This window comes from Chryseobacterium sp. CFS15, from assembly GCF_031118795.1.
Classification (GTDB): Bacteria; Bacteroidota; Bacteroidia; order Flavobacteriales; family Weeksellaceae; genus Chryseobacterium; species Chryseobacterium indoltheticum.
Genome location: NZ_JAVHYL010000001.1, coordinates 134492 through 156707, shown reverse-complemented (window position 1 = coordinate 156707; position 22216 = coordinate 134492). Strand labels below are relative to the sequence as shown.

Sequence of the window (22216 nt, the reverse complement as noted above, 5' to 3'; positions counted from 1 at the left end):
ATTTTCAATTTTTTCTTTGTCGGAATAAAAAAACGTTTTATATTTGCACCACTGAAAACAACGATACAATCGAAGTTTTTGGAGAGATGGCAGAGTGGTCGATTGCGATAGTCTTGAAAACTATTGACTGTAACAGGTCCGGGGGTTCGAATCCCTCTCTCTCCGCCAGTTGGGGAACCAAAATAAGCTAAAACGCTGTAAACATCAATGTTTACAGCGTTTTTTGTTTTAACGATAGTATCAAAAAGACCCTAAATAGGTCACTATTTAAATGTCCTATTTAGTGACCCATCCTAAAAAATTTAAAATGGGTCACGAAAAACTCAGGGAAACCCGACCAATAGGCAGTCTAATGATTGTACATCTTGCAAAAAGTGGTAACAAAAAGTAATTTATTAAACAATTAAAGTTACCACACAATGAACAAAACATTCAACCTGTTATTCTTTATAAAAAAGAATAAGATCAGAACAAACGGAACCGCTCCCATCTATTTACGAATCACGATAGATGGCAAGGCAGCTGACATTACTGCTAAAAGGTATATCGATCCAAAGAAATGGGATCATAAAGCCCATAAAGCAGTTGGCAATTCATTAGAAGCCAAAACACTGAACAACTATCTTAAAACTTTGGAACAACAAGTTTACGATTCTCACTATCTGATGCTGAAAGAAGAAGATTTTGTAACAGCAGAAAGTTTAAAATCCAAACTGCTTGGAACCGACATTACAACCCGGACGCTCATTCCTATTTTTCAAGACCACAATGATAAAGTTGAAGCATTGGTTGGTCAGGATTTTGCTCCGGGAACTTTGGAGCGTTATAAAACCTCTCTGAAGCACACACAGGAATTTCTGAACTGGAAATACAAAACCTCTGATATTGACATTACAAAAATCGACAACGTCTTTATAAATGAATATGACTTTTGGCTTCGAAGCGTACGTAAATGCGCAAACAATACGGCAGTAAAGTATCTTAAAAATTTCAAAAAGATCATTAGATTATGTATGGCGAATGGCTGGCTCAGTAAAGATCCTTTTCTTGGATATAAAGCGAAGCTCAAGATAGTCGAACGACCATATCTGAGCAGAGAAGAAATTCAGGTGGTTTATGAAAAGGAATTTGTGTCAGAGAGATTAAGTCAGGTAAGGGATATTTTCCTTTTTAGTTGTTATACAGGACTAGCTTACGTTGATGTAAAGAAATTATCGAAAATGCATGTCAATTTTGGAATAGATGGTGACAAGTGGATTTTTACACATCGTCAGAAAACCGATACCTCAACCAGAGTTCCATTATTACCTTTAGCACAAGAACTTATTTCAAAATATGAAGACCATCCGGAATGCATAAATTTAAATGTGTTATTTCCTGTACTCAGTAATCAGAAAATGAATTCCTACCTCAAAGAGATTGCTAATGTATGTGGAATCACTAAGGAGTTGACATTTCATATAGCAAGACATACATTTGCTACCACAATAACATTGTCCAATGGTGTTCCGATCGAAAGCGTAAGTAAGATGCTGGGACATACGAATATAAAAACGACACAACATTACGCCAAGATTTTGGATCAGAAAGTGAGCAATGATATGTTGGCATTAAGAATCAAACTTCAAGATACATAGTAGAATAAAATCAAAATCAAGCTAAAAATAATTCAACAATTCCGTCTTGTTATAAAGATGGAATTGTTTACCAAATACTGTAAGATTGCGATAGATGGATTAACGAACATCCTTTCCATATAGTTAGATTGAGAAGCCTAAATCTTTCTTTCTCTATATTTAGCTGCAGGTTTTAATGCTCCTGCAAAATCAAGCATAACGATTTTACTTCCAATAAATGGATTGTAAGAAGGCTGGTAATCAATGTAACCCAAAGAATGAAGATTCTTTAGGCACTTGTGATAAGTTGCTTTTGAATTTATTTTACTGATTCTCATTACTTCATCCCGGGAAATACTTATAGGATTCCTGAAACGATTGAAATTCCAGAATTGAAACAAAGCAAAATATAGACTAATATGTGTAGGATTAAGTATGCCATCTTGAATCACCTTCTCATAGAAGCCTGTAAGATGTTTTATATAATTCATTTTACTTAATTTTGAGCATTTAAGAAATTATCATTTGTTATTCAACATTTTTTCTATATCCTTATAATTATAGTATAACGTGCCTCCGACGCGAGTAAAAGATAAGTTACCATTAACGCGAAGATTTTGTAATGTTCCGGTGGAAATTTTCAAAAGTTCTTTAACCTCTGATGATCGCAACCATAATTTCTGCTCTGAATTTTTAATATTAAAAAGTGTTTTGATATCTTCAAGTAATTCAATCTTGAACTCCTGAAGATCTTCTTTAGTAACAAGGTTTACTCTCATAAGTTTTTATTTTCTAATTTTTTTTACAAAGTTGAGCTATCGAACTATTGTAAACAATAGTATAACCATGAAATGGTCTACTTAAGAACATTCTGGAATGATTTGAAAAATTTGAAGATTAAAAAAGAATAAATAAGACCAAGCTGGAATTTATAATTACTTTTGAGTAATAAGCTTCAACAATTAGAAAAATGAAGTGCATCACTCACCTTTTCAAATAAAATGAGATAGCAGAAACACGATCTATAAACTTTGAAGAATCCAATGACATACTCAATCGCGTTTTCTGTTTCTGACAAAATGGTTAAATTTAAAGAGTTCAGTTGTCTGAGCATCTCAGTCTTTCTTGGGAACAGTTGTAGAGTTACGAAAATGTCGTTTTTTTTGTTATACGTGTCAATACGTTCAAGCCTTCTTTGATAATCATTTTAGACGTGCATGTAAAAAAAAATAAGGTAAAATAGTATCAGTTGCATACACATAAACCAAGTGTACCTTTTTTATTCCGCACAAATAAAAAGGCCATTTTTGATTGGAAAATTCTATTAATGCACAGAATTTCAAAGACAAAATTATTTTTTAAATTTTGAAAAATGTAATATAAGATGTCAATTATTAAAATATCAATTAAATTATACACTTGTGTTCACCAACTAAAAAAATAAGTTTTAGTAGAATTTACCAATATATGGTGAAATTTAATTAATATAAATCGTTGCTTTTAGCCCACTCTATTAGTTAGGCAAACTCTATAAAAGATAATTGTGAGCAATTGGAATTAGGTTTGACTTCTCATAAATAATTTCAGAACCCCATTTCTGACAATAAATGAGTTGTTAAAAATCATGTGCCGAATTTTCCTGTAGTCTTACTCTTACCTTCTTCTGGCCTGCTTCTGCTTTTAGTGATATCTGTTCTATTAAAAACCTAATATTATCTGCAGTAAAGGGCATGCCATTGTGTTTAAAACTGACATATTCTGGTTGGTAATCTATTCTTATCTGAGCCCCTTTGTCCAAATGTACATCTGTTACATTTTGAATCAATTCCCAAATCCATCGTTTAGGCGTAATAGGAGATTTTTCTACGAGTGAACGTAATTCACCCATTTCTTTGGAAATTTTAGTTGCTATTATTTGATGGTGTGCTTTCTGCCCTAAAGAGTCAAATCTCGATTTGTAAGACATTAATTTATAGGTTAAAAGTTTTAGCCAAATTTACAAATAACATTACAGTGAATTAGATTTTTTGACACCTATCTTCTTCTTTTTACCTCTTTATTCTCGAAATCTACATTAACCTCCGTTTTACCAACTCATTTATGCAATGGATTATTATAAATGTCTTTTTTCGGAAATAAGCAAAATAAAGTCCTATTTTCATCCAATCTTTCTTTAATATAATTACAGATGATCATATGCTTTCATTTCAAATCTTATTACATTACGAATCAAAAAATTATTTAGTATATATAGAAAACGATAATAAACAAGACAGTAATAATTGGTGATAATCTTGTTTTTAAATTAAGCTAATTTGAAAAACTGTCAAACTGGAGAAAGTCTGCTTAGTTTTAACGAGAAATATGTTTGTTTTGAATTACTTATAAAATGAAAAGAGTGTCTGCAATAATTAAACATGAATTAGACATTAACCGCAAAAAATAAACGTAACATAAGAGGCTAAAAAAGTTTGTGCTTTGCTGAAGGTAAAGAGTTTCAAAATTGCGACCCTCGGATGATTGCAAAAATGTTTTTACTGAATAATCAATTCTCAAAAAACGATAATGTATTAAACTCTTTAAGATTCTCTAATCTCAGATGTCAAATATAAAATATGTTTAATATTCCTGAAGATACATAAAAAAGACCGTTTTCATAATTTGAAAACAGTCTTTTTTACAATAACTTAAATTATATTATTTTTATATGTTTTTCGTTTAAAAGCGATGAATTTTTAATTTAAACTATAATTGTATGTCACATTAGCCCAAAAAACTTCATCCCCCGTCTGAGTCATATTGCTTGGGCTAGTAAATGTGTCTGAGGGGAAAACATTGCTGTAGTTAGCAATTCCAAAACCTGTTATTTTTGAAATAAATAAAGCTTGCGAGTTATCTAACGGCACTTTTTTAAGGTACTTAAAAACTCTTTTTACTTTTAAAGAAGATGTATTTTTATCAAAATCCCCCAAGTATTCGAGATTATTATTTTCCTTAATGAAAACAGAATCCTGCTTCAAAGAAATATTGTATTTCAGATCTGCACTATTTTCCGTAATTAATGTCAGGCTCATCTCTTCAAGGTTAATTTCTACTTTTTTCCATGAAGGCTCCTTGTAAAGAGTCCAATAATTCTGAATATAGCTTTCAGTAACATTTATTGAGTTGCCCGAAGGGCCTTTAAATAAATTTACATTATTTACAACATAATTTTTAAAAGACAGACTAATCTTTGCAGATGCAAGCGGTGGACTTGTGGTAACTTCACTATCATCGCTTTCACAGGCCAAGCATGTGAAAACTGCAATGATTAAATAAATATATATTTTCATAGGACAAAATTAATCAATTATGATATATGTGTTATTAGTACTTGGAAGCAATTTATACGTATAATCCTCTTCATAATTAGAAATATATTCGCATGGAAATCTGCCTCTGGGAACACATACCCCCTGCTCTCGATGATAAGGAAGATTCGGAAGACTCATTCCAGTATTTAAACCTGCGTTTTGTAGCGTGACCTGTTCTACAGTTTCTGTATAATTCCAGTTATTAGAAGTTGGTGCACCACTTTTGATTCCCTTTTTTAATTTCTTTTCAATAGTAAACTTAATACTCGGCGGTGCTATCATGTTAGTATGACTACGGCTGGAATAGAAATACAGTTTAACGTCCACGTTTTTATTACGTCCACTGCTTACCATATTCTCATGTGCCATACGTACGTATACCGGAGGTTTTCTAATGTCATACTTAAATGTTGTCTTTACCTGTGAATTATCGTTTAAATATGAATACGAGCAAAATATTGGAACACCAGGTTGACTTTTAGAAAATGTTCCCTTTGCGACATGATTTACAAATGATTGATATCCTTGAAAAGATTGCACAGCTGTAACACCGCTTCCACCTATTAGATAAAGATTGAAATCAGCCCCATCTAGAAAGTTTCGCTCTTCCTGAGTCAAAGTACTTTCCCCGTTAACAAACAATTTACTAAAACTTTCATTTAGAATCGTACGGGCCGTCTCAGTCAGCTCATTCGTTTCAATTGAAAGTATCCCCATTCTTCCGTAAGAAATTGAACTTACATATACTGGCTCTACACCTCCGGTATCTAGATTAGTATCATTAACCAAAGAACCGTTAGGAAGATCCATATCCAAGGTAAATGATGTTTGGTAAAACTTTACATAAAAGCCTGTTCGCTTTGAAATCATTCCCTCTTCAATATTCGTTGATGAAGAGTTTTTTCCAAAAAGAGACCTTGTGTTTACGTTGGAACCAAACGCTACCTTCAATTCGTCATAAGACGTAAATTGTTCAATACTATAACTCAAGGTTCCATTTTGCGTAAAGTCGGCTGTCTGAAGATAATCTTGCACAAACTGTCTGGTTGCAGAAAGTGACGGATTATTCATAGTGAAAGCTGTTTTCTTATTGATTGCGGGAATCGAAAGAGAAACGGTTACTGGCTTTACAGAAGCATTTATAGGTTTAAAATCCAAATTCTGAATTGAATTACCTTTTAAGAGTGATCCCGGAAAAATATACATTGCCAAATTGGGAAGAACTACAGACTGTGAAGATTCAAATTCTTTTGTTTCAGTAAATTCCTCTTCATCTGTTTTTCCAAATATTGAGTTTGTTTTACTTCTACTATTTTTTAAAAACGAAGGGTATGTACCGTATGATGTTATATCAATAACTTGTTGTGAGGTTCTTTCTAAAATTTGTTCACTATCTCGGTTCAGAGAATCTGTTGCACAACTTTGTAATGTAGCCATCGAGACTGCCATTACATATAAAAATTTTTTCATTAATCTTTTTCTACTGTAAATGTGGTATAATATACAGAGTTGTCTCCTGCATGTGAAGCTGAGAAATAAATTGGAACTCCAGGAGCTTGAGCGGTAAACTGTCCACCACTAACTATAAAGCTAATAAATCCTTCGTATCCGGTTACAACCTGTACAGCATCAGAACCAACACCTCCCAAAATATAAACTGTCAAATCAGATTCTTCAAGAATTTTTTTACTTTGAACATCAATGCTTAAAGATCCGTTGACCATTTTTGCGTTTAGGGCCGCTTTTAAGGCAAAAGCTGTTTCGTTATATGAATAGTCTGACTCCAAGGATATTACCCCTAATCTACCATAAGTGATTGAATTAATATAAACAGGATTATTCGGGGCAGCTAGACCTAAATCAGATTCATTTTTAAATATATTACCGTTATCAGGTATATCCATGTCAATGGTAAAATTCTTCTGAGTGAACTTCGCAAATATTCCGGTATTTTTCTTCACCTTGTTATTGCTTCCACTGATATCAATATTGAAAATTCCCCCTATGTTTACATTTGCTCCAAAAGCAATTTTCAATTCACTGTAATAAGAGAACTGCTTAATATTGTAATCAAAGGAAAGAATTTGCTGACCACTGAAGTTAGCATCATTCATTGCCTTAAATATTGAAGCTCTCATACTTGAAAGTGAAGGCTTTTGTATTTGATCAACTACATAAGCTGAAGGGAAAGAATAAGAAACGGTGATCGGTTTTGTAGGGTAAGTAATTGGTGTGTACGATAAATTATCCAATGTTGTGGAATTATATACACCTCCAATAAATGTTTTATTTGGTGCAGTAACAACCATCTGATCACTGTTTAAAGTAACAGTACTTGTTTTTGCACTGGATGTTACTTTTTTTCCATCTACAAAGATTTCGTCGTAGTTTAAATTTTTTGAAGGTAAGACAACTGTTGGGTTAATACCTCTGGAAGCAAATGTTTTTGTCACTTCATTTTGAATTTCCTGATTTACTTCAGAATTTAGATCATCATTACAAGAGGTAACGGACAAGCTTAAAAGGCCTACTAGTGCTAGTGGCAGAATGATTTTTTTCATAATAATATTTCCTTGTGGAGCGACAAATGTATATTTTAAATGTAAACCACGCAAGAAAAAATCTCTTAACATCACTAATTAGTGATTATTCAATTGTGAATTTTAGATTGATTTCAATTGGCAAATAAAGATTTGACAAATTTTCAAACAAAAACACAAATCGTTATTTCAATTTTTTAGAAAACAATAAAAAATAAATATTTTAAAATAATTCAGATTTGCCATAAAAAGAGAAAATTACAGTTTTTAAAGACATTTCAACCATTGTGATTTAATATTAAATATATGATATGTTTTTTTCTTGAAATGCTAATCGAATTAATAAAAATTTATAAAATTCATTAGAGAGTACATAGTATGAATTCAAGTATTTATTTTATGGTTTTATGGATCTAAGGTGTAAAAAAAAGCATCTTTTTATCGAGTTGCTTTTAAATTTACCTGCCGTTCTAGACAAACTGATAGGATTCTCGTGAGGCTATGATATCTCCAATGAGATAACTTCCTTTTTATATTTTTCAACACAATCTAAATTCTTATCGAAATAAACCTAATATTAATTTAGCTATTGTCCCTCATTAAGCACTCTTCTGGGCTAGGAATCTTTACTGAATTTATGGTAGCAACAATCTTAAATAGAGCATTTTTAACGTAGAAAATGAGAGATTTTAAAAAAAGCAACAAAACTGTTGATTTAAGAAGATCAATTATCAGATATAGGTCTTGCAAAGTTCTTAGGAGTTGCAAAAAGCACAGCGAATAGTTATAGAATTAGTCTTGGTTATCATCGTAGATACTTCGTTTCTAGGCCTTATTAATTTGAGATCTATTATTTAGCCAGCTTATTTGTTCAGTACTCTAAGTTTCCCTCTATTCATCACATCTTAAAATATTAAAGTATAAAAAGTTATTGCTATGTTTTTTTTGTATAAGCCGCTCTAGAACTATTTTGGGGGAATGTGTTCCAGATTAAATAAAAATAATGGAACTATTATGGGAATTACACATGTTTGGAGTATCTTAGTGCTAAACTCATTGAGCATACATTAGGTTTTGTGATTGGCTCCTCAAAGTACCTTAGCTTTTTCAGCAATATCTTCTTGTAGAAAAGATGAGGCGGAAGTTGTAGATTATTTTGGAGAGGCCTTATGAACTTCGTTGCAAGCTCATTACACATATAGTAGTTCTGGTATATTTGATGTAAAAGCAGATATCAATCTGCAAGATGGCAAATGCAGTATTTCTCCTAAGAAATCTGTTGATACTCAATAATGGGATTAGTTCAGTACATGTTTTTGATTAAGTTAAGAAATTATAAAATATAACTTGTTAAAATGTCTATTCTTCTAGAAGTTGATTGATTTGTCCGTAGAAAGAATCCTTACTATAATCAGCCATTCCATCATGTTTCATTCTTATTTTTCCAGTCTTGTCCAAAACTACGGTTGTCGGAAGTGAACCACTGAAATATTCCTTTGAAACACTTCCATCTGGAATTAAAAATGGCACCGTGAATTCTTCCTCTCCAAGATACTTTCTTCCGGCTTTCAAGTCCTCATCCATATTGATTGTGAGGAAAATGAGCTCACTATTCCTTCCATATTTTTCGTAAAATCTTTGAATTGATGGAAATTCTGCTCTACAAGGTGGACACCATGAAGCCCAGAAATTAATAAACACCACCTTACCCTTCAATTCAGAAACATTGATGATCTTTCCGTTTTCATCTTTTACTCTAAAGCTTTCAGAGACGGATGGAGTTTCTTCTAAGGGTTTTCCAACACTTTTTTTCTCAATTTTTGGATTCAATAGACTTGTAGAAATTATTTGTCGCATCAGCCAAGCTTTTGCACCTGGACTTACCAAGAGGAGAATAAATATTCCTACGAAAAATACAGTGCTCCAGTTTTTTCTGAGCCAAATCTTGAATTTTTCCATTTTTATATAATTATGCTTATTGCAAAAGTTGTTTTCTAACTTCTGCTTCTTCGACAAATCCCAGATTTTCCCAGATCACATTTTTGTTTTTGTCTAATTTTAAAACAGGAAGTGCAGAAAGATTCAGTTCTTTACATCATTGAGTGTTTTCATCAGCATTGATTCTTACGACTTTTACTTTGTCCGACCATTCAGATCCTATTTTTTTGAGGTATGGCTCCATTTTTCTGCACGGGGCGCACTGTTCTGCGTGGAAATCAACGAGAAAAAGAGTTTCACTATCCAATAATTCATTTTACTGTGCAAGACTCATTCCTCCAGAGGTAGACTTTTTAATCTCCGGGAGATCTGCATTTCTCCATTTACCCTCAACACTAATATCGAATGCGGAAACATTCCAACCCATATGGACTGCAAAAACGGCATTTCGCCCTTTCCCTTCTGCAGGGAAAAGAATGGAACCAACCGTTAGTTTTGACAATTGTTCTTTTAAATAATTATTGGGTTCTTCACCATAAGCAAACTCTTCCTGGCTATATCGGTCATCCCATCTTGAAGTCATTTACTTTATGATCTTTCATATTAATGTTTTTTATTTTGTTTCAATTTAGTGATTTCAGATCTTACAATTAGAAGTTGCACCGTTTGCAACCACCCACTCTTTCATTCCACCTGAAAAATTTTTCACTTTTTCAAAACCGTTTTTTCCTAGAATTGAATACGCGATTGCTGCCCTATCACCACTCTGACAATGAATGATCACTGTTTTGTCTTTAGAAATTTCATCAAGATGGTCTTCCAAAGTGCCGACAAAAACATTGTCCGCATTTTGTATGTGAGCTTCTTCATATTCTGTTTTGTTTCTCACATCCACAATCTGTATATCGTCTCGATTCAGATAGGTTTCAAACTCGTTGATATCAATAATATCAGAAGTCAGCAAATCTAGACCAAAATCATTTACATCTTCCACGAAACCCATCATTTGATCCATCCCTATTCGCATTAGTTTTCTTGTAAGATCATCCATCTTATCTTGTTCTGCAATCAGAATAAATGGTTCAGAGTAATCTAAAATCCAACCCATCCACGTCGAAAAAGAATTATTACCCTGAATATTGATACTCTTAGGAAGAAAACCTTTTGCAAAATCTGCCTTAATTCTTGTATCAATGATGGTCACATTTTCAGAATATGCTTTGAGAAATTCTTCTTTGGAAAGTTTTCTTTGCTGAGGCACTTCGGTCAGTAAAGGTCTATCCACTTTATTGAGTTTTTTCATCATTGCAAAATATTTTGGTGGCTCAGGCTGCCCTTCCAATAAATTGCCAATGAAATCATCTTCGTCATCTTTATACTGAAATGCCCAATTACGGATCTTTTCGTAACCGACGGTAGAACTTGGAACAGCTCCGAGAGATTTTCCGCACGCAGAACCGGCACCGTGTCCAGGCCAAACCTGAATATATGAAGGAAGCCTGCTGAAATCCTGTACCGACTGATACATTTCTTTCGCACCTTTTTCTTGAGTTCCTTCGAATCCGGCTGCTTTTTCCAAAAGATCCGGTCTTCCTACATCGCCTACAAACACAAAATCTCCGGTGAATATCATAACTGGTTCATCTGCTGCCGGATGATCGGTCAGCAAAAAGCTAATGCTTTCTGGGGTATGTCCAGGCGTATGAATTACTTTTAAAGTCAGATTTCCAACTTTTATTTCATCGCCGTTCTTTACACCAGTATGCGGAAACTCATATTGCCAGTAGTCACCACCTTCATCAGAAAGATAAAGATCAGCACCAGTCACTTCAGCTAGTTCACGTGAGCCGGAAAGGAAATCTGCGTGAATATGCGTTTCTGTAATGTGTGTGATCTTGAGATTATTTTCTTTTGCTATCTGCAGATAGGTATCAATATCTCTTTTTGCATCAATAACAATCGCTTCGCCTTTTGCCTGACAACCGATCAGGTAACTTGCCTGCGCTAGGCTTTTATCGTAAATATGTTGAAAAAACATAACTTTTATTTTTATTAAACTTAATTTTATATTTTAAACGAAAGTGTAGAATAAACTCTTTAAAACCGAAGCTTCTCTCAATAGAAAACCTGCCGATCTACTTCTAATGTGGTAGTTTTTCTCTGTAATATCCGTAGACCCAAGTTCCCAAAATAGCACTTAGTAACGTAACAATCACAGCAAATGATCCTGTCCCGATTTGCGCAAATAAAGGACCCGGACAAGCTCCGGTTATTGCCCAGCCACAACCAAAAATGAGCCCGCCATAGATTTGACCTTTATTGAATTTTTTTGGCGCAATGGAAATGGGTTCTCCATCGAGGGTTTTGATATTGAATTTCTTGATCACCCAGATCGAAATCATTCCTGTAACTATTGCACTTCCGATAATGCCAAACATATGAAATGACTGCAGGCGGAACATTTCCTGAATTCTGAACCAGCTGATCACTTCAGACTTGACGAAAACAATTCCGAATAAAATTCCTACAATGAGATATTTGATCTGAAGATACCAATGAATCTGTGAAGGATTTTCATTGACACAAACACAATTCTTCTGAAGTGCATTATTGTCTTTTTTCATAATAATTAAAATTTAAAGTGAAAGAATAATTGGTAAAATCACATTTGCCATCAGAAACCCTCCAGCCATAAAACAAATCGTCGCAACTAACGATGGCCACTGAAGATTGGACAATCCCATAATGGCATGACCACTTGTACAGCCGCCTGCATAGCGGGTTCCGAAACCCACCAAAAAACCACCGCCCATCATAATGATGGAGCCTTTTAGAGTTAAAAGATTCGCAAAATTCATCAACTGAACAGGAACGAGATTGCTGTAATCGGTGATTCCGTAGCCGCTCAATTCAGCTTTAAGATTTGGATTTACGGTAATTTCTCCAGGATTCATCAGAAATTGAGACGCCAGCAATCCACCTAATAAAATTCCGAAGACAAAAAACAAGTTCCATATTTCCTTTTTCCAGTCGTATTGGAAAAAATTGATATTAGCAGGCACACAGGCTGCACAGATATGCCGCAGAGACGAGCTGATTCCGAAAGATTTGTTACCTAAGATCAGTAAAATTGGGACAGTGAGACCTACCAAAGGACCTGCAATATACCAAGGCCAGGGTTCTTTTATAATTTCTATCATTACTTATTTTTTTAATTTATTTTTGAAACTTATTTTGAAAGTATGTATTGACGATTCTTAACCGATTCTTTATCAAGTACAAATTTCGATGTTCTCATTCTTTTCTACAGCTACTTTTGTTACATAAGAATTTTATCTTCCAGCTTATTAATTTAAAATAAGACTTCTTTAATAATAATGTAAATTCCCATTATGAGAATGAAATATCCAAAGACAGGTTTCAGCTTTTTGCCGTCAAGTTTTTTAGATAATTCAGTACCTATGAGAATTCCTATTATAGAAATTGCTGAAATAGTCCCTAAAAAATTCCAATTGATATCAACACTGTTCATTGATGAAAAAAATCCAATCAGAGAATTGAATGAAACAATAACCAGCGAAGTTCCAATGGCGACTTTCATCGGCGTTTTCAACAAATTGACCAATGCCGGGATGATCAAAAACCCTCCGCCTGCACCAAGTAAACCTGTAATGATTCCAACAGCTGAACCTTGTCCTACTGCCATAAGTGTCTTGTTTTTGGATGTGATATTTTTCACTTTCGATTCCCCATTTTTTTGAATCATTTTATAGGAGGCAATAATCATTAAAGCTGCAAAGATTAATAGTAAAAGCAGATTCCTGGTTAGCAGAAAACCACCCACAGAAAATACCTGATCAGGAATCAGAGGCAAGAGAAAATTTCTGGTAAGGAAAATAGAAATAACTGATGGGATTCCAAAAACCAACGCTGTTCTTATTTTGACCAAACCATTTTTAAAATAAGAAAAGGAGCCAAACAAACTACTGATTCCTACAATAAAAAGCGAATATTCTGTCGCAAGAAAAACATCAATCCCAAAAAGATAAACCAAAACGGGAACTGTAAGAATACTTCCTCCGCCGCCCAGCAATCCTAGCGAAATCCCGATAAAAACAGATGCGATATATCCAAAAATTTCCATACTTTAACTTTAATAACGCAAAAATGGAAATATTAGAATTGCTGCACCGCTACTTTTGTTACATAAGGAAAGTTATTAGGAATCTGAAAGAACAATTTTATTTCTTCCCAGTTTTAATTTACCGGCATCTTCGAGTTGTTTAAGGAGTCTTGAAACCACTACTCTAGCTGTACCAAGCTCATTGGCAAGTTGCTCGTGTGTGGTGACAACAGTTTTAGAATGAGAAATTTCAGACTTTTTCTCAAGCAGTTGTAGTAATCTTTCATCCACTTTTTTGAAAGCGATGGCATTGATGATGTCCAGTAATTCTTCAAAACGCTTGTGATAGAGCCGGAAAATATAATCTACCCATTCCGGATAGTCCTTCATAAAAAGAGATGCTTTTTCTACAGGCAAAAACAAGATCTCAGATTCCTCTTCAATTTCTGCTTTAAGGATGCTTTTCTCATCGTGCATCCCGCCAAGGAAAGACATAATACAGCTTTCACCGGCTTTGATGTAGTATAAAAGAATTTCCCTACCGTCTTCCTCAGTCCGGATGACCTTCATCATTCCTTTCATCACAATCGGTATTGCACGGATTGATGCATTTTCATCTAAAATAACATCGCCTTGCTGATACTTTTTGATAAAACCATTTTGATATAATTTTTGCACCAAATCACTTGATGATTTAAATTCCAAAGCCAATACCGAGTTTTCCATAATTATTAAATTGTAAACTTAAGCCAAATTCTCTTTTAATTTTATAAGAAAACTCTTTAGACCTCAGATTATAGTTCTTCAGATTCATAAAAATCTAATATTTCTTTTAATCCTATTCTCTGGAAATCTCCGACCACATTAATACATTCACTCATTAATTCATTTTTTGAATGTGAAGAAGAAACTCCCACCACGATCATTCCTGCTGATCTCGCTGCGGAAATACCCGCGAAAGAATCTTCAAAGACAATACAATTTACGGGCTCGACACCTAACTTATAGGCAGCCTTTAAATAGCATTCAGGCGATGGTTTACCGTCAACAACATCGTTGGCTGTAATCATCACATTAAAATACAGATCTAAGTTCTTTTGTGTGATGACTCTGGTTAATTTTTCCAGATCCGAGCTTGTAACCAATCCTAATTTTATTTTTGATTCTTTTAAATGCGGTAACAATGTGGCAATTCCCGGAATTTCAGGAAAAGACATCTGATCTTCAAATGCTTTAAATTCTTTTAAAAGATTCTCTTTCTCGAGGTTCCCAATATCTCTGAATTGTGCTTCAAATATTTTTTTTACTGTCATTCCGCGGATCTGTTTTTCAAAGCCTTCAAAGTAAACATTATATTTCTTGGCAGCAGTTCTCCAAAAATTTTCATATTGCGGTTCTGTATTGATCAAAACCCCATCCATATCAAAAATGATCGCCTTGAGATCTAATTTACTGTTTTTCATATTTTTGTCAATTCTTTACCTATTTTTCAAAATTTATCACTTTGAGTATCTACTAAAATTTATATCCATTTCTGATAAATACGTGTATTTAAGTCAAAAATAGAATTCACGGATTGATTATGATATACCAAAACCGCTTATTTAAATATCATTTTGATAAGTATCATCTTTTCTACACTCCTTCGCTCCTATTTTATTATTATAATGAATTTTGAAAAGGCCTTCTTTTCTAAATATCAAAATAGTTGAGAATCTTTTAATATTAAAATTTATTTCTCGCTGTTTGGCTGTATCTTTCATCATTGAATATCCGTAACTATTTAACTGATAAAAATTTCCGCATTACTTTCAAAACATTAACCTTTGTTGGTAAATGTCCATTAAATAAAACAAATCTTCACAACACATCTTTTAATAAATGAAAAAAGCCACGATTATCTTTACGCTCATTTTTACACTCGCAATACAATCTTGCGTTAAAAAAGACGATAAACAAATTGAAAATACAGCAAGGGTTAATGCAACCTTACCTGATTCGCTTACAAAACAAAATGATAGCTTACAGCGTGATTCTTCCCAAAAAAATATTACTGAAAATAATGATCTGCTTTTTGATATCGAAGGACTGTATCAATCTAGAGACAATGCCAGTTGTAAAATGGATCTGAAATTATATTATTCGGAAGGAAAATTAAAATATGATTTAATAACGAATAATCAGACACGTACAGACTTCGCTACTTTAACATTGGATAAGAAAAAAGAGGGCTATTTTGTTACGCTAAAAAATATAAAATGGAGTAAAAACATTGGTGCGGTAGATTCAGAGGGAAATGCCATTGACAAGAATCTTTCTCTTCCTGACGAGATTCAGGGATCATTGGATAAAAATGGAATTATGATTCAAAACTATGGCAACGCAATGAACGATTATGAAAAGTTTGCTGAATGTGGATTGAAATACATTAATTTGATCAAAGTTGCAAAATAACCAAAATATTAAAAAGATAAAACCTACTCAATAAAGTAGGTTTTATCTTTTGTTTTGATCAATTTTATTCTTTACCACTAAAGAGAAAGAATCAGTTTTTCTCCGTCTTCAGGAATGATCAATTTATCTTTTCCGATTTTCAATTCAGCAGCTTTCTTTTTCAGAATGGCTCTGGTCGTAAAGCAATGATCCAATGCATTCATGTGAACTGCTATTACTTTTGCTTTCCCACTTGCGGCTACCAAAGCCATCGTCTGCATTTCATTCATAATGATCGGTGTGTCACCGAAGCCTTTTATCAACGCTCCTCCAGAATTAACAATAATATAATCGGGTTTGAATTTTTCAATATCTTTTTTAATATCTTCATTCCAGATCGTATCTCCTACAATGTAAACCGTAGGTTGGTTCTTAGCTTGTAAAACAAATCCTGATGTTTTACCCATCATTTCTAGCACCTTACCGGAACCATGTTTTCCTTCCACACGGTTTATAGTGATGCCGTTCCATACTTTTTGACCCTCAACAACAGTAGCATTAATAAAGCCCTCTTTTTTGAAAAATTCCTTATCGCCAGGTTGCATGATCAATTCTACAGATTTTTTTAGGGTGCTGCTTGCAGGCTTGTCAAAATGATCTTCGTGAGTATGGGTTACAATAACAAGATCAATGTCCTTCACAATTTCTTCTACAGGAATTGTCAGCTCAACCGTAGGATTTTTTTGAATACCCGCCCATGAATCAATGGCCCCTTTAGGAGACAGCATAGGATCTACCAATATTTTTTTTCCTGCGTAGTCAATGACCAGGGTCGCATTTCTAACTAACTGGACAGTGGGTTTTGTATCAGATTTTGTCTGTCCGAATGAAAAGATAGATGACAGTGTCAGTGCAAATGCTACAATTACTTTTTTCATAATATTCTTTTTTTATATTTTATTAATAATCTCAATTCTTTCAGCGACGATTTTACAGAAATGATTACACTGCAAAGGTCTTAATAAGAACATATCCTTACGGTATCTAAATGATGCGATTTACTGCCATTTTGATAACCTGATTATATTCCCAAATTTCACCGCTTTTAATTATGTTGAATGAATGATTCGAGATGATGCTTTTTTTAATCTCTTTGAATCGATTTAACTCTTATATATAAATATTCTCCTAATATATATTAGGCATATTGTAAGCATCTGCTATCAATGCAGCAGAATGTAAAATACCTTCTGGCGAATATCCCAAATTAGCGATCATCAGTTCATCAGCTCCCGATATCTTTTGAAACTCATTAAGTCCGGCGACGACCTGATCGGCAGTTCCCTGAATCATTTTTTGATTCCAGCTGTCCAACACATAGCTTTCATATTCAGAATAGTTGTAATTTTTTAATTCTTCAGGTGAAGGGATGACGTACGATTCACCTTTCATCATCCGAAGCATACTATGCGAAAAAGAATGCGTCTGGATTCTTGCTTCTTCTTCACTGTCCGCCGCAAATACTGAAAATGATGCGATAGTATAAGGTTGATCCAGAATTTCTGAAGGTCTGAAATTCTTCCTGTATAGATCAAAAGCAATTGACAGATTCTCCGGAGCCAGCTGTGCCGCAAATGCAAAAGGCAAACCTAATTTACCCGCCAACTGAGCTGAGTATCCCGATGATCCCAAAAGCCATACAGATGGCGCGTCAAAAGATCTTTCAATACCGTTTTCTCTATCCTGTCCGGGTCCCGGAACAGCAAAAACTTTTTCTTTGTACTTATTTCCTGCCGGAAAATCGTCTTCAAGAAAATGCAGTAATTCCTCTAATTGCTCAGGAAAATCTTCCACACCTATATGACCACGGCGAAGTGCTGTCGCCGTAAGCCCATTGGTTCCGGGAGCACGTCCTATTCCAAGATCTATACGTCCGGGAGCCATCGCCTGAAGCATCCCGAATTGTTCAGCAACAACCAATGGAGGAAAGTTCGGTAACATCATCCCGCCAGATCCCAACCGTATATTCTGAGTTTCTCCTATAAGTCTGGATAGCAATACAGCGGGCGACGAAGTAGAAACGGCTGGCATTCCATGATGCTCTGCTACCCAATAACGACCAAATCCACGCTGGTCTGCATATTTCGCTAACTTAATACTCGTTTCTATGGCTTCTATAGCAGAATGACCTTTTCCTGTAGTAGACACGTCAAGAATTGATAGGGGTACAGGTGCATTTCCTTGTTTTAACAGTGGAGAAAAAGCAGTTTTTTTATTTCTATCAGCTGTTGTATTTTTCATAACCTCTTGATTTTAAATTATAGTGCAAAATTACCCCGGTTCGTAAACTTGTACGATATCAAAAAACAGATAAGAAATACCATTTTGATAAGCCAGCAGAGAAATGATTTTTCCGGAAATCTATTCCTTGATTGAGTCACACTTTATGCGTCATGTTGTTCTCTGCTGTTTGGATTGACCTGCGTGTATAATTAAAAAAATCCTCAACAAAATAATTGTCAAGGATATTCTTCTAATGTTAGAAAATGTTTTCTCCTGATTAAGAAACAGCATTTATAAACTCGTCCGTAGTTTTTATTTCTCCGTAGAAAAATTCCAATGCTGCTAAAAAAGCGTGATGTACATCATCGGCCTTTACCGTCTTTCCGTTGATTTCCAAATCTTTTGATGCGCAGGCATCACCGATAACGGTACACTTGTAACCAAAGTCAAATGCTGCTCTAGTAGTCGCATCAACACACATATGGGTCATCATCCCTGTGATAATTACTTCTGTCACGCCGTTTTCTTTCAAATATTCACCTAGCCCAGTTTCTCTAAAACTGTTTGGATAATACTTTTGAAAGATTTGCTCTCCATCTAAGGGTTTTACATTTTCGTGGATTTCAGCTCCAGTCGTTCCCTCTACAAAAATCGGCAATGCTTCGGGATCAGCCGATAGATGCTGAATGTGTGCAATAGGCAACTTTTTTGCACGAAAATGCTCAAGAACTTTACCAGCATTCAGACTTGCCTCAACAGGATTGACCAATGTGAGATTTCCGTTTTCAAAATATTCATTCTGGATATCGATGATAATTAATGCTTGTTTGCTCATAATTAGATATTTATTAAAACGCAAAATTACCACCTGATTGAATGTATGTCTATATCAAATGATTATGGAAAAATGTCATTTTGATAAGGGAAATTATGATATATCGGAAAGTGAAATATCCGGTTTAAGTCGCATTTCATTCTAATCATAACTATTTCATTGTATCTTTGATTCTTTAAAGTTATTATGAAAACAATCAATTTTCACAAAACAGAATGCGGTGTAGATTTTTTCATCAATATTCTGAATCAGGAAACCATCAACTATCTGCAGACCGATGTCCACAATACTGACTATTTTGAGGTTGTTTTTTTTTCGAAAGCTCAGGGTACAGTACATATTAATGATACCAAAATTAATATTCACGATAACTCAATCGTATTTATCTCAGCTTTTCAAAAGAGAGCCTGGAAAATTAAGCAAGATGGACTTGAGTTCAAAACTTTAATATTTAGGGAAGACTTTCTCAATGAATTCTTTGCTGATAAATTTTTCACTCACAAAATGCTGTTTTTTTATCAGCTCAACCATGAGTTACTTCTCAATGTGAGTGATTCTGAAATGAAAAGGTTCAATGAATTTCTGGTAGAAATCAAAACTGAACTTGTGCACACAAAAAAAGACAGCGTTCACATTATCAGATCGATCCTGTACTATCTTTTACAAACCATAAATCGACGGTATGCCTCTGCTAATGATCTAATGATTGAGAAGGACGATAAAAATTATGCAGTACAATATAAATCTCTTCTCGAGAAACACATCTGTCAGAAAAAAAATATTGAAGATTACACCGTTTTATTAAATATCAGCAGAATTACCCTTAATAAGGCAGTCAAGGAACAATATAATGTGACTGCTACAGAACTTCTAAAACAGCGTTTATTGGCCGAAATAAAAGATAGATTGGTTTACTCTAATAAAACAGTTTCGGAAATATCTTTTGATTTGAACTACGCTGAACCGGGGCATATGATGAGATTTTTTAAAATGCAGACAGGAATGACTACCTCCGAATATCTGGAAAGTCTAAGCACGGTGTAAACTTATTACAAACAGATTTATAACAATTCTTAAGCTGCGTATTTAACCAATTGGGAAGCATTGATAAAGGACATAAATTGTCTCTTCGAGTTACAAGATTCCATTCAATTCATGCTGAAATTTGACTATAGCATATTTTAGCTTACCTTTGCAACTGTACATTACACATAATCAGGTACATACCAAAAGGTAAGAAATACGTTATATCAATGAATTTAAGCGATATTAATATTTGTGACGAAAACTGTCCTGTCCGAAAATCTCTTCAGCTTTTAAGCGGAAAATGGACTTTATTGATTTTATACCAGATCAATGATGAGAAAGTAAGGTACGGGGAATTAAAGCGTAAAATCCCGGGAATCAGTGAAAAAATGCTTATTCAGGAATTGAATAGATTGATAGAGCACGAACTGGTTCAAAAAAAATCTTTTCCTCAAATTCCGCCGAAAGTGGAATATACATTGTCTGAAAAAGGCTTAAGCACATTACCCATTATTGAGCAGTTAGCCACATTTGGACTTAATCATCTTGCTTAATTTATAATATAACACAAAATCAAAAATAAATCGACTTCAACTGATAATATTCATACTTACTATATGACCAAAGAGTAGTAATTTTATCATCGCAGAATCTAATGAGACTTCTACTATCTTTATTTATTGTTTTTACCATTGCTGTACGGCCGATCATGCCGGTCTACAACTATGTAGTCAACTATGATTATATCGTTGAGAACTTATGTGAAAACAGAGATAAACCCGAATTATCATGTAACGGAAAGTGCTTTTTAGCAAAAGAACTTTCAAATACTGAAAAACAGTCCACACAAACATTCGTAAAAGTGATTAGTTTGGATATTTTTGTTCCCAATGATATTTTTTCATTCGATGGTGGAACAGAATACATTGATTCTGTACAATACATTACAGAATATATTAATTTGTATCATTCAAGATACATTTTCACCATTTTTCATCCTCCGCTCTTCAGTTAAATTATTGCATTACTTGTATTTTGATTTTTTTCAAAATACTATTCAACAAAATTTAACAAATCTTACCTAATGAAATCAACAGTAATTTTGATAGCAGTGCTGTCATTATCCCTTACGTCTTGTAAAAAAGAAGAAGAATTTAAAATTAACCACAAAAAATCGATGACCGCTGGCGTCGACATAAAAAATGTGAAGGTGATCAATGAAGAGGATCCCATCTGTAAAATGAAAACAGCTCAATATCTAAAAGATACTGCAGTTTACAAAAATAAAATCTACGGATTCTGTTCATCTGGCTGTAAAGAAACATTCAAAAAAACTCCAGAGAAATATGCAGCCAAATAATCGTTCAGAAAAGAGGAACTCAGCAATTCGAAAATTTGTTGTTCCTACGTTGGTCTTTGCAGGTCTGTTTGCAGTTATTTCTTTTGGAACCGGATACTTCAAAAAAGAATTGTACTCGGTCATGAAAGTTCCCGATTTTGAACTGACCGACCAAAACAATAAAAAAACTTCTAATAAAGATATGCTGGGCAAAGTGTATCTGGTAGAGTTTTTCTACAGTACCTGCCCTACGATATGCCCGATTATGAATAGCAATCTGAAGCACATAATGGAGGAAATCGACAGTCCTGAACTTGGAGTGATCTCTATCAGCATCGATCCTGAAAACGATACCCCTGAGATTTTGAAGGCTCATGAAAGTAAAATTGGCATCAAATCTCCCAACTGGCATCTTTTAACAGGCGACAGAGACTATATCGGAAAAATTGCCGATCAGTTCAATATTTATGTCGGTGATAAAGATGACGATTCTGAAAGCCTGAACCACAGTGGTATGATTGCATTGGTAGATCAGGAGGGAAACATAAGATGTCGTTTCGGTAAAAATAATGTTCCTATCCTCTATTATTCAGGACTGAATTATGAAGATCCCGAAGGACTCAATACGGATCTTAAAGGACAATACCATCCCGACCGAGAACTTCTGATTGAAGATATCAGAAAGCTTCTAAAATAATTTCAAATTCTATTTGAGTCTGGTTTTCAGCTA

25 protein-coding genes and 1 tRNA gene are annotated in these 22216 nt (G+C 34.1%); 8 read left to right on the top strand and 18 right to left on the bottom strand.

All coding sequences use genetic code 11. The features are described from left to right. Positions 1-80 precede the first annotated feature (80 nt). Positions 81-168, top strand: a tRNA-Ser gene (locus OH814_RS00745). Between the two features lie 251 nt (positions 169-419). Next, positions 420-1637 carry a site-specific integrase gene (locus OH814_RS00740; RefSeq protein WP_308826744.1) on the top strand — a complete coding sequence of 406 codons (1218 nt, stop codon included), beginning with the start codon at positions 420-422 and terminating at the stop codon, positions 1635-1637. Between the two features lie 137 nt (positions 1638-1774). Here OH814_RS00740 and OH814_RS00735 read toward each other — a convergent pair whose 3' ends face one another. The 15 genes from OH814_RS00735 to OH814_RS00670 all read right to left on the bottom strand — a co-directional run bounded on the left by OH814_RS00735 (position 1775) and on the right by OH814_RS00670 (position 15033). Then, on the bottom strand, positions 1775-2107 hold the full coding sequence (locus OH814_RS00735) for a hypothetical protein (RefSeq protein ID WP_228445026.1): 333 nt from the start codon (positions 2105-2107) through the stop codon (positions 1775-1777). 30 nt (positions 2108-2137) lie between these two features. Continuing rightward, positions 2138-2395 (bottom strand): helix-turn-helix domain-containing protein, encoded by a 258-nt coding sequence (locus OH814_RS00730; RefSeq protein ID WP_123885105.1) that lies wholly within the window; start codon positions 2393-2395, stop codon positions 2138-2140. Between the two features lie 836 nt (positions 2396-3231). Next, entirely contained in the window at positions 3232-3582 is a 351-nt protein-coding gene (locus tag OH814_RS00725; protein WP_308826743.1) for a hypothetical protein, read from the bottom strand. A 769-nt stretch (positions 3583-4351) separates the two neighbouring features. Further along, on the bottom strand, positions 4352-4948 hold the full coding sequence (locus tag OH814_RS00720; RefSeq protein WP_308826742.1) for a hypothetical protein: 597 nt from the start codon (positions 4946-4948) through the stop codon (positions 4352-4354). Between the two features lie 9 nt (positions 4949-4957). Beyond that, positions 4958-6418: a thiol-activated cytolysin family protein gene (locus OH814_RS00715; protein WP_308826741.1), complete on the bottom strand. Its 1461-nt coding sequence runs from the start codon at positions 6416-6418 to the stop codon at positions 4958-4960. A 20-nt stretch (positions 6419-6438) separates the two neighbouring features. Then, entirely contained in the window at positions 6439-7530 is a 1092-nt protein-coding gene (locus tag OH814_RS00710; protein WP_123885109.1) for a thiol-activated cytolysin family protein, read from the bottom strand. 1338 nt (positions 7531-8868) lie between these two features. Next, the gene (locus OH814_RS00705; protein WP_123885110.1) at positions 8869-9468 is read right to left on the bottom strand and encodes a TlpA disulfide reductase family protein; all 600 of its coding nucleotides are present in this window, start codon (positions 9466-9468) and stop codon (positions 8869-8871) included. A 136-nt stretch (positions 9469-9604) separates the two neighbouring features. Continuing rightward, entirely contained in the window at positions 9605-9754 is a 150-nt protein-coding gene (locus OH814_RS20580) for a co-chaperone YbbN (protein ID WP_123885111.1), read from the bottom strand. 9 nt (positions 9755-9763) lie between these two features. Further along, the gene (locus tag OH814_RS00700) at positions 9764-10030 is read right to left on the bottom strand and encodes a thiopurine S-methyltransferase (protein WP_308826740.1); all 267 of its coding nucleotides are present in this window, start codon (positions 10028-10030) and stop codon (positions 9764-9766) included. Positions 10031-10084: 54 nt separating this feature from the next. Then, on the bottom strand, positions 10085-11485 hold the full coding sequence (locus OH814_RS00695; RefSeq protein ID WP_308826739.1) for an MBL fold metallo-hydrolase: 1401 nt from the start codon (positions 11483-11485) through the stop codon (positions 10085-10087). A gap of 103 nt (positions 11486-11588) precedes the next feature. After that, positions 11589-12071 carry a DUF6691 family protein gene (locus OH814_RS00690; RefSeq protein WP_123885113.1) on the bottom strand — a complete coding sequence of 161 codons (483 nt, stop codon included), beginning with the start codon at positions 12069-12071 and terminating at the stop codon, positions 11589-11591. A 12-nt stretch (positions 12072-12083) separates the two neighbouring features. After that, positions 12084-12647 carry a YeeE/YedE family protein gene (locus OH814_RS00685; RefSeq protein ID WP_123885114.1) on the bottom strand — a complete coding sequence of 188 codons (564 nt, stop codon included), beginning with the start codon at positions 12645-12647 and terminating at the stop codon, positions 12084-12086. Between the two features lie 152 nt (positions 12648-12799). Beyond that, the gene (locus OH814_RS00680) at positions 12800-13591 is read right to left on the bottom strand and encodes a sulfite exporter TauE/SafE family protein (protein WP_123885115.1); all 792 of its coding nucleotides are present in this window, start codon (positions 13589-13591) and stop codon (positions 12800-12802) included. Between the two features lie 75 nt (positions 13592-13666). Then, positions 13667-14296, bottom strand: coding sequence for a Crp/Fnr family transcriptional regulator (locus OH814_RS00675; RefSeq protein WP_123885116.1), 630 nt, complete (start codon positions 14294-14296; stop codon positions 13667-13669). 68 nt (positions 14297-14364) lie between these two features. Continuing rightward, a complete protein-coding gene (locus OH814_RS00670) occupies positions 14365-15033 on the bottom strand; it encodes an HAD family phosphatase (protein ID WP_308826738.1) in 669 nt (222 codons plus the stop codon). Between the two features lie 418 nt (positions 15034-15451). Between OH814_RS00670 and OH814_RS00665 the strand changes: the two genes are divergently transcribed. Next, a complete protein-coding gene (locus OH814_RS00665; protein ID WP_123885119.1) occupies positions 15452-16024 on the top strand; it encodes a hypothetical protein in 573 nt (190 codons plus the stop codon). A 77-nt stretch (positions 16025-16101) separates the two neighbouring features. Here OH814_RS00665 and OH814_RS00660 read toward each other — a convergent pair whose 3' ends face one another. From OH814_RS00660 to OH814_RS00650, 3 genes are all read right to left on the bottom strand, one after another. Further along, positions 16102-16941, bottom strand: coding sequence for an MBL fold metallo-hydrolase (locus OH814_RS00660; protein ID WP_123885120.1), 840 nt, complete (start codon positions 16939-16941; stop codon positions 16102-16104). Positions 16942-17191: 250 nt separating this feature from the next. Next, positions 17192-18304, bottom strand: coding sequence for an LLM class flavin-dependent oxidoreductase (locus OH814_RS00655; RefSeq protein WP_123885121.1), 1113 nt, complete (start codon positions 18302-18304; stop codon positions 17192-17194). 259 nt (positions 18305-18563) lie between these two features. Beyond that, a complete protein-coding gene (locus OH814_RS00650) occupies positions 18564-19121 on the bottom strand; it encodes a cysteine hydrolase family protein (RefSeq protein WP_123885122.1) in 558 nt (185 codons plus the stop codon). A 186-nt stretch (positions 19122-19307) separates the two neighbouring features. Between OH814_RS00650 and OH814_RS00645 the strand changes: the two genes are divergently transcribed. The 5 genes from OH814_RS00645 to OH814_RS00625 all read left to right on the top strand — a co-directional run bounded on the left by OH814_RS00645 (position 19308) and on the right by OH814_RS00625 (position 22183). Then, entirely contained in the window at positions 19308-20165 is an 858-nt protein-coding gene (locus OH814_RS00645; protein WP_123885123.1) for an AraC family transcriptional regulator, read from the top strand. A gap of 209 nt (positions 20166-20374) precedes the next feature. Then, entirely contained in the window at positions 20375-20701 is a 327-nt protein-coding gene (locus OH814_RS00640) for a helix-turn-helix domain-containing protein (RefSeq protein ID WP_123885124.1), read from the top strand. 101 nt (positions 20702-20802) lie between these two features. Continuing rightward, complete coding sequence (locus OH814_RS00635) at positions 20803-21162, top strand: hypothetical protein (RefSeq protein WP_123885125.1); 360 nt, start codon at positions 20803-20805, stop codon at positions 21160-21162. Positions 21163-21231: 69 nt separating this feature from the next. Continuing rightward, positions 21232-21507, top strand: a complete 276-nt coding sequence (locus tag OH814_RS00630) for a YHS domain-containing protein (RefSeq protein WP_123885126.1) — start codon at positions 21232-21234, stop codon at positions 21505-21507. Next, entirely contained in the window at positions 21494-22183 is a 690-nt protein-coding gene (locus OH814_RS00625; protein ID WP_123885127.1) for an SCO family protein, read from the top strand. The genes OH814_RS00630 and OH814_RS00625 overlap by 14 nt, the downstream gene beginning before the upstream one ends. The last annotated feature ends 33 nt before the right edge of the window (positions 22184-22216 follow it).